The sequence below is a fragment of the Streptomyces sp. NPDC059008 genome (genome assembly GCF_042749045.1).
GTDB lineage: Bacteria > Actinomycetota > Actinomycetes > Streptomycetales > Streptomycetaceae > Streptomyces.
On record NZ_JBHYJC010000048.1, the window covers coordinates 47160 to 55169 of the forward strand.

Sequence of the window (8010 nt, forward strand, 5' to 3'; positions counted from 1 at the left end):
TCGCCCCCCCCCTCCCCCGTCTGAGACCCCCCCACCCTCTCACGGCGGCGCCCCCGCCGCGGACACCGGAAACCGGTCGCCGCGGCGGGGCCGTTTCGCTGCGATCGCGGTTCCTCACCCCGGCCGGTATCCCGCCTGAATTGCCCTACCAGGGCACCATGCGCCGCCGCGACTGAATCAATTCTTCAGAAAAGGCCGTACGGTTCAGCGCCCGGTCCGGAAGCACAGGAAATCCGAATACGGGTGCACGCCGGGCGGAATAACGGCGCCCTTACGGGAAAAGTCGCCATGCGGCCTTCGCGCCCATTCCCCTGCGCGTGCCATTCCCCCGCACACCTCTTTGTATACGGGGCCCCTGTTAAGAGCGGGCACGCGCTGTGTTGACGGGCCGTTTCGGATCCCTCACCTCGACCTTGGCCGGGCGCCGCAGCCGGTAGACCGGCAGCGAACGCTCGATATGGGCCGCCATCAGGGCGCGGGCGCGTTCGGCGTCCCCCCGGGCCACCGCGTCCAGCACCGCGCCGTGATCGTCCCAGGACTCGCCGGCCCTGGCCGGCGGCTCCACCGCGTACATCCACTCGATCTTGCGCCGCAGCTGGGTCAGCAGCGCGGTCAGGCTGGGGCTGCCGGCCGCCTGGGCGAGCGTCTCGTGGAACCAGCCGTCCAATTGGCGCAGGTCCGCGGCGTTGCCGTGGCGCGCCCGCTCACGTCCGAGCCGCACCAGTCCGCGCAGCACCTTGAGGTGGGCCGGGCTGCGGCGGGCGGCCGCGCGGGCGGCCCCCAGCGGCTCCAGCAGCGCGCGGATGTCCAGCAGGTCGGCGGCCTCCTGCTCGGTGGGCTCGGCGACACAGGCGCCCGCGTGATGGCGGGTGGTGACGAAGCCCTCCGACTGCAGGGTGCGCAGCGCTTCGCGGACCGGCACCCTGGAGACGCCGTAACGCGCCGCCAGGATCTCCTCGATCAGCCGGCTCCCCGGCGCCAGCGCACCGGAGACAATGTCCTCGCGAATCGCCGTGCACACCGCATGCGCGGAAATATGGCCTCGCATCGTCCGTGCCTCCGCCGTAATCCCCTGGAAAAGCCGCCGGTTGACGACTTTTCCGTGACTCTATTCGACCGGGACGGCTTTTCCGACGGACTCCGCTTATCCATGGATATTTTTTAGCCAACGGACGGCGCCGGCATCGGGCGAAGCGGTGTGTCAGACGATGCGGAGGCGGCTGCGGTGCATCAGACGTTGACGCCGTGCGCGCGCAGATACGCGACCGGGTCGATGTCCGAGCCGTAGTCGGCAGTGGTGCGGGCCTCGAAGTGCAGGTGCGGGCCGGTGACGTTGCCGGTGGCACCGGAGAGCCCGATCTGCTTGCCGGGGGTGACGCTCTCGCCGACCGAGACGGAGATCGACGACAGGTGGCCGTACTGGGTGTACGTACCGTCGTTCATCTTGATCACGACGTTGTTGCCGTACGAGCCGCCCCAGCCGGCCTCGACGACGGTGCCCGCGCCGACGGCGTGGACGGAGGTCCCGGAGGCGGCGTGGAAGTCGATGCCGGTGTGGCTGCCCGAGGACCACAGGCTGCTGGACGCCTTGTAGGCGGTGGACACGTACGAGCCGGCGATCGGGGCGACGAAGGTGTTGAGGCGCTTGCGCTCGGCCTCGCGGGCGGCGCGCTCCTTGGCCTCGCGCTCGGCCTTGGCCTTCTTCCGGGCCGCCTCGGCGCGCCGCTGGGCCTCCTCGGCCTGCTTCTTGGCGACGGCCTCGGCCTTCGCCCTCGCGGCGGCGGCCTCGGCGTCGGCCTGCTGCGCGTCGGCCTGGGCCTCGATGCGGTTGGCGAGCTCGTCACCGAGGACGACGGCCTGCTGCAGACCGGTGTCGTGGGTGCGCGCCTCGTCCGTGGCGGCCAGCGCCGGCGAGGCCACCGAGGCGACAACGCCGGAGGCCGCGAGGGTGGCTATGCCTGCGATGTTGCGGGTCGAGCGGGCGGTGCGGCTCGCACGACGGTGCTTCCCGGTGGCACGTATGAACGCCATGTACTGGCTTGTCCTTTCCTTCCTTCTCGCCTACCGGGTTAGCTGACGGGTTCGGAGCAGGAAGGTCTCCTACGGGCTCCTCCGAAGAGGGGTCCGATTCACCCCAGGGACGTGTGGGTCCCCGGCTCCCCTGGCTCGCGCCGTACGGGGACTCGGCGATGACTGTCCGGTGCCACTGTTGTGGCGGAGTTGTGACGAACAGCCGGACCGACGCTAATCGGGGCAACTTTCGATCGCCAAACAGAACCGCTTTTTTGTGCGGGATGCCACAAGAAGCGGCGCAGCCAGTCATCACAAACCGGACATACGGCGGCTCCCGTGGCAGAGAGCACCACGGGAGCCGTCGCTCGAAACTGATCCGCCGTCATACGCAGCGGTCAGGGCGTGCCTTTCGGATCGGCCCTAGCCGCCGACGACCGTCACCTCGCCCAACCCCAGCGCCTTGACGGGCTCGGCGATCTGGGCCGCGTCACCCACCAGGACCGTCACCAGCCGGTCCACCGGGAAGGCGCTGACCGCCGCCGCGGTCGCCTCGACCGTGCCGGTCTCCGCGAGCCGGGCGTACAACTGCGCCTGGAAGTCGTCCGGGAGCTGCTGCTCCACCTGGTCGGCCAGCGTGCCCGCGACGGCCGCCGCGGTCTCGTACTTCAGCGGCGCGACCCCGACGAGGTTCTGGACGGCGACATCGCGCTCCTCGTCCGTCAGCCCCTCTGCCGCGAGGGTCCGCAGCACCTGCCACAGGTCCTGGAGCGCCGGGACGGTGGAGGCGGTGTCCACCGAGCCGCTGATGGCCAGCAGGGCCGCGCCCGTCGCCCCCTCGGGGGAGCCGGGGGCGGTGGAGCGCAGTACCTGGCCGAAGGCGCGCACCCCGTAGGTGTAGCCCTTCTCCTCCCGCAGCACACGGTCCAGCCGGGAGGTGAGGGTGCCGCCGAGGCAGTACGTGCCGAGGACCTGCGCCGGCCACACCCGGTCGTGCCGGTCGGCGCCGATCCGGCCGATGAGCAGCTGCGTCTGGACGGCTCCGGGGCGGTCCACGATCACCACACGGCCGGTGTCGTCGGCGACGATCGGCGCCGCCTTCAGCGGCTCGGCCGTCGAGCCGCTCCAGGCGCCGAGGGTCTCGGCGAGCGCCGCGTCCAGGTCGACACCGGTGAAGTCGCCGACGATGACGGCGGTGGCCGTGGCCGGCCGCACATGGGCGTCGTAGAAGGCCCGGACGGCCGCCGCGTCGATGCGGGCCACGGTCTCCTCGGTGCCCTGCCTGGGCCGCGACATGCGCGCGGTGGCCGGGAACAGCTCCTTGGACAGCGCCATGGCGGCGCGCCGGGCCGGGTTGGCGAGCTCGTGCGGGATCTCGTCGAGGCGGTTGCGCACCAGCCGCTCGACCTCGCTGTCCGGGAAGGCGGGGGCGCGCAGCGCGTCGGCGAGCAGGCCGAGCGCGCGCGGCAGCCGGGAGGCCGGGACCTCCAGGGAGACCCGTACACCGGGGTGGTCGGCGTGGGCGTCCAGCGTGGCGCCGCAGCGCTCCAGCTCGGCGGCGAACTCCTCGGCGTCGTACTTGTCGGTGCCCTCCGACAGCGCACGCGCCATGATCGTGGCGACGCCGTCCAGCCCCTCGGGCTCGGCGTCCAGCGGCGCGACGAGGTTGACCTCGACGGCGACGACCTGCTGGCCGGGGCGGTGGCTGGTCAGCAGGGTGAGCCCGTTGGGGAGTTGGCTGCGGTCGGGGGCCGGGAAGGCCCACGGCTTGGGCGCGCCGCCCCGGGGCTGGGGGTGGAAGTCCATGGTGCTCATGGGGGACCCTGCGCGGTTGGTGGCGTCGCTCACTGGTCCGCCTCCCCTTCCTCGGTGTCGGCGGCGTCGGTCGGCTCGGTGGGTTCGTAGACCAGCACCGCGCGGTTGTCGGGGCGCAGCCGGGCCTTGGCGACCGCCTGCACCTCCTCGGCGCTGATGTCCAGGACGCGCTGCACGGCGGACAGCGCGAGCTGCGGGTCGCCGAACAGGACGGCGAAGCGGCACAGTTCGTCGGCGCGGCCGCTGACCGTGGCGAGACGGTCCAGCCATTCGCGCTCCAGCTGGGCCTGCGCGCGCTCCATCTCCTCCGGGGTCGGGCCCTCGGCGGCGAAGCGGGCCAGCTCCTCGTCAACGGCGCGCTCGATGTCGGGGACCTCCACGCCGCCGGACGTCTTCACGTCCAGCCAGCCCAGCGACGGCGCGCCGGCCAGCCGCAGCAGGCCGAAGCCGGCCGCCACGGCGCTGCGGTCACGGCGCACCAGCCGGTTGTACAGGCGGGAGGACTCGCCGCCGCCCAGGACGGTCAGCGCCAGGTCCGTGGCGTCCGCCTCACGGGTGCCGTCGTGCGGCAGACGGTAGGCCGCCATCAGGGCGCGGGAGGGCACGTCCTCCTCGACGACCTCGCGCAGCTGGCCGCCCATGACGTCGGGCAGCGCGCCGTCCCGGGGCGGCTGCTTGCCGTCGTGCGAGGGGATCGAACCGAAGTACTTCTCGATCCAGGCCAGCGTCTGCGCGGAGTCGATGTCGCCGACGACCGACAGGACGGCGTTGTTGGGCGCGTAGTACGTACGGAAGAACGCCCGGGCGTCCTCCAGCGAGGCGGCGTCCAGGTCGGCCATCGACCCGATGGGCGTGTGGTGGTACGGGTGGCCCTCCGGGTACGCCATGGCCGTCAGCTTCTCGAAGGCCGTGCCGTAGGGGACGTTGTCGTAGCGCTGGCGGCGCTCGTTCTTGACGACGTCGCGCTGGTTCTCCAGGGACTCTTCGTCGAGCGCGGTCAGCAGCGAGCCCATCCGGTCCGCCTCCAGCCAGAGCGCGAGCTCCAGCTCATGGGTGGGCATGGTCTCGAAGTAGTTGGTGCGCTCGAAGCTCGTGGTGCCGTTGAGCGAGCCGCCGGCGCCCTGCACCAGCTCGAAGTGGCCGTTGCCCTTCACCTGCGCGGAGCCCTGGAACATCAGGTGCTCGAAGAGGTGAGCCAGGCCCGTACGGCCCTTGACCTCGTGGCGGGAGCCGACGTCGTACCACAGGCACACCGCTGCGACCGGGGTCAGGTGGTCTTCGGAGAGCACCACGCGCAGGCCGTTGGCCAGCCGGTGCTCGGTCGCTGTCAGGCCGCCGGAGCCGGCTTGTTCTGTGGCCGTGTGACCCATGGGCATGTACGTCCCTTCGATCCGCTTGCGAGGAAGTTCTGTCACTGTATGCAAGCGCGTCGGCATCTGGCGAAGTTCCCGTGCGACCGGCCCCGATCGAGCGTCGTGCCCGGGGCCCTCGGGAGGCGAAGGGGGAGTCGCGGTGGGCGTTGTCAGTAGGGCGGTCCACAATGGTCCGCGTCAGACTCAGAGATACTCGCCGGTTGATCCCCCAGCTGATTGACCCGACTGATTGACCGACGTCGCCCTGACGTCGCAGCCCGACATCGGCAGTAGACGCAGCAGAAGGAGCCGCAGCCGCGATGGCCCGCCGCAGCACGAAGACCCCGCCGCCGGACGACTTCGAGGAGAGGATCCTCGACATCGACGTCGTCGACGAGATGCAGGGTTCCTTCCTCGAGTACGCGTATTCGGTCATCTACTCGCGCGCCCTGCCGGACGCCCGCGACGGTCTCAAGCCCGTGCACCGCCGCATCCTCTACCAGATGAACGAGATGGGCCTGCGCCCCGACCGCGGCTACGTCAAGTGCGCCCGGGTCGTCGGCGAGGTCATGGGTAAGCTTCACCCGCACGGCGACGCGTCGATCTACGACGCGCTGGTGCGCATGGCGCAGCCGTTCTCGATGCGGGTGCCGCTGGTGGACGGGCACGGCAACTTCGGCTCGCTGGGCAACGACGACCCGCCCGCGGCCATGCGGTACACCGAGTGCCGGATGGCGTCCGCGACGTCCCTGATGACGGAGTCGATCGACGAGGACACCGTCGACTTCGCGCCCAACTACGACGGCCAGGAGCGGGAGCCGGTCGCCCTGCCCGCCGCGTACCCGAACCTCCTCGTCAACGGCTCGTCCGGTATCGCGGTCGGTATGGCCACGAACATGCCGCCGCACAACCTGGGCGAAGTCATCGCCGCGGCCCGCCATCTGATCAAGCACCCCAACGCCGACCTGGACACGCTGATGCGCTTCGTGCCCGGTCCCGACCTGCCGACGGGCGGCCGGATCGTGGGCCTGGGCGGCGTACGGGACGCGTACGAGAAGGGCCGCGGCACGTTCAAGATCCGCGCGACGGTGACGGTGGAGAACGTCACCGCCCGTCGCAAGGGCCTGGTCGTCACCGAACTCCCCTTCACGGTCGGCCCCGAGAAGGTCATCTCCAAGATCAAGGACCTGGTCGGCTCGAAGAAGCTCCAGGGCATCGCGGACGTCAAGGACCTCACCGACCGTGAGCACGGCCTGCGGCTGGTGATCGAGGTCAAGAACGGCTTCAACCCCGAGGCCGTCCTCGAGCAGCTCTACAAGCTCACGCCGATGGAGGAGTCCTTCGGCATCAACAACGTCGCGCTGGTGGACGGCCAGCCGCTGACGCTGGGGCTGAAGGAGCTGCTGGAGGTCTACGTCGATCACCGCTTCGAGGTGGTGCGCCGGCGCAGCGAGTTCCGGCGCGGCAAGCGGCGCGACCGGCTCCATCTGGTCGAGGGCCTGCTGACGGCCCTGGTGGACATCGACGAGGTGATCCGCCTGATCCGCTCCAGCGAGAACAGCGCGCAGGCCAAGGAGCGGCTGATCGAGCGCTTCTCGCTGAGCGACATCCAGACGCAGTACATCCTCGACACGCCGCTGCGCCGGCTGACCAAGTTCGACCGTATCGAGCTGGAGTCCGAGCGCGACCGGCTGCAGGACGAGATCGAGAAGCTGACCCGGATCCTGGAGTCGGACGCCGAGCTGCGCAAGCTGGTCTCCAACGAGCTGGCCGCGGTCGCCAAGAAGTACAGCACGGACCGGCGCACGGTCCTGCTGGAGTCGGCGGGCCCCTCGGTCGGCGCGGTGCCGCTGGAGGTCTCCGACGACCCGTGCCGGGTGCTGCTGTCCTCTACGGGCCTGCTGGCGCGCACGGTCACCGGCGAGGTGCCCTTCGACGTCGACGCCAAGCGGGTCAAGCACGATGTGATCGTCTCGGCGGTGCCGGCGACGACCCGCGGGGAGGTGGGCGCGGTGACGTCCCTGGGCCGGCTGCTGCGGCTCTCCGTGATCGATCTGCCGCAGCTCCCGGAGACGGCGGCGGCACCCAACCTCTCCGGTGGCGCCCAGATCTCGGAGTTCCTGACACTGCAGGACGGCGAGGAGCTGATCTGCCTGACCACACTGGACGAGTCCTCGCCGGGCCTGGCCCTCGGCACGGAGCAGGGCGTCGTCAAGCGGGTGGTGCCCGACTACCCCTCCAACAAGGAGGAGTTGGAGGTCATCACCCTCAAGGAGGGCGACCGCATCGTGGGCGCCGCCGAGCTGCGCACCGGTGAGGAGGACCTGGTCTTCATCACCAACGAGGCGCAGCTGCTGCGCTATCAGGCGTCGCAGGTGCGGCCGCAGGGCCGCCCGGCCGGCGGTATGGCGGGCATCAAGCTGGGCGAGGGCGCAAAGGTGATCTCGTTCTCGGCGGTCGATCCGGCCTCCGACGCCATGGTGTTCACCGTCGCCGGCTCGCACGGCACGCTCGACGACTCGGTGGCCACGGCCAAGCTCACCCCGTTCGACCAGTACCCGCGCAAGGGCAGGGCCACGGGCGGCGTGCGCTGCCAGCGCTTCCTGAAGGGCGAGGACTGTCTGACCCAGGCATGGGCGGGGCCGACACCGGTGCGCGCCGCGGACGCCAAGGGCGCCCCGGTCACGCTGCCGGACGTCGATCCGCGACGGGACGGCTCGGGAGTGCCCCTGGCGAAGCCGGTGGCGGCACTGGCGGGACCGATGTAGGCGGCCGCACCTCGCGCAACGCGGACGGGCGCTGTCGGGCCGGAAGTCCACCGGTCCGACAGTGG

Annotated in this window: 5 protein-coding genes and 1 riboswitch; of the genes, 1 reads left to right on the forward strand and 4 read right to left on the reverse strand. The window is 70.9% G+C overall.

The window, feature by feature from the left end:
- Positions 1–358: 358 nt before the first annotated feature.
- From ACFWZH_RS33665 to ACFWZH_RS33680, 4 genes are all read right to left on the reverse strand, one after another.
- Positions 359–1048, reverse strand: coding sequence for a GntR family transcriptional regulator (locus ACFWZH_RS33665; RefSeq protein ID WP_384440107.1), 690 nt, complete (start codon positions 1046–1048; stop codon positions 359–361).
- 182 nt (positions 1049–1230) lie between these two features.
- Positions 1231–2031 (reverse strand): M23 family metallopeptidase, encoded by an 801-nt coding sequence (locus ACFWZH_RS33670; protein WP_384440110.1) that lies wholly within the window; start codon positions 2029–2031, stop codon positions 1231–1233.
- Between the two features lie 12 nt (positions 2032–2043).
- Positions 2044–2199, reverse strand: a riboswitch (cyclic di-AMP (ydaO/yuaA leader).
- Positions 2200–2433: 234 nt separating this feature from the next.
- Complete coding sequence (locus ACFWZH_RS33675) at positions 2434–3816, reverse strand: M16 family metallopeptidase (protein ID WP_384440125.1); 1383 nt, start codon at positions 3814–3816, stop codon at positions 2434–2436.
- A 38-nt stretch (positions 3817–3854) separates the two neighbouring features.
- The gene (locus ACFWZH_RS33680) at positions 3855–5195 is read right to left on the reverse strand and encodes a M16 family metallopeptidase (RefSeq protein WP_384440128.1); all 1341 of its coding nucleotides are present in this window, start codon (positions 5193–5195) and stop codon (positions 3855–3857) included.
- Positions 5196–5497: 302 nt separating this feature from the next.
- Here ACFWZH_RS33680 and ACFWZH_RS33685 point away from each other — a divergent pair, with 302 nt between their 5' ends.
- A complete protein-coding gene (locus ACFWZH_RS33685; RefSeq protein WP_384440113.1) occupies positions 5498–7945 on the forward strand; it encodes a DNA topoisomerase (ATP-hydrolyzing) subunit A in 2448 nt (815 codons plus the stop codon).
- Positions 7946–8010 lie beyond the last annotated feature (65 nt).